Annotated in this window: 2 protein-coding genes; both read right to left on the bottom strand. The window is 66.9% G+C overall.

Annotated features, from left to right (window positions below; genetic code table 11):
• The coding region (locus AC1DIX_RS27405) for an FAD-dependent oxidoreductase (RefSeq protein ID WP_477328461.1) at positions 1-332 on the bottom strand (332 nt) is incomplete at its 3' end.
• Between the two features lie 37 nt (positions 333-369).
• Positions 370-802 (bottom strand): FGGY-family carbohydrate kinase (locus AC1DIX_RS27400; RefSeq protein WP_477328459.1); only part of this gene is annotated, 433 nt, incomplete at its 5' end.

Genomic DNA, 802 nt, shown 5'->3' with positions numbered 1-802 from the left:
GAGAGGAAGAGGCCGAGGCGGACCAGCCAGGCCGGGCGGTCCTCAGGGCTGTGCGGCAGCACGAAGCGCATCGGCCAGATGATGTGCGGGGCGGCATTGAGCAGCACCTCGCGTTCGATCAGCGCTTCGCGCACCAGACGGAATTCGTAATATTCGAGATAGCGCAGCCCGCCGTGCACCAGCTTGCCTGACCGCGACGAGGTTCCCTGCGCCAGATCATCCTTTTCGCACAGCGCCACCTTGAGCCCACGGCCGGCCGCATCGCGTGCGATACCGGCGCCGTTGATGCCGCCGCCGATGACGAAGAGGTCCAGGGTTTCGGGTTCGGTCATGTCATGCTCCTTTGATGCCAGCGCATCAGAACTTGAGTTATGCGCCTGGTGTCGCCGTCGCGGTCGAGGCGAGCTTGTCCCAGGCGGGCGCCATTGCCTGGCGGATGTCGGTATAGGCTGCGAAAAGCGTKTCGAACCGSGCCGCCTCGGCGGCATCGGGAACCTCGGGTTCGCCAAGCAGCGGCGACACCCAGTCGGCAATGCAATCATCCATCGTCGGATACACGCCGACGGCAACCGCAGCCATCATCGCGGCACCGGCAGCCCCGGTCTCCTCGCGCTGCGACTGGCGGATCGGGGCGTTGACGGCGGCGGATAGCGAGCGGCGCAGGCTTGGCGAACGCGTGGCGCCGCCGGTGATGCGCAGCTCTTCCGGCATCGCTCCCATCGCCGCATAGCAATCGCGGGTCGCGAGGCCCAGGCCTTCGACCACGCCTCTCACGAGATCGGGGAAACGATGGCGCGTGGAC

It is taken from the genome of Massilia sp. 05N420 (genome assembly GCF_056397205.1).
The sequence above is the reverse complement of the archived record's forward strand: the minus strand, read 5'-3'. Positions and strand labels throughout refer to the sequence as shown.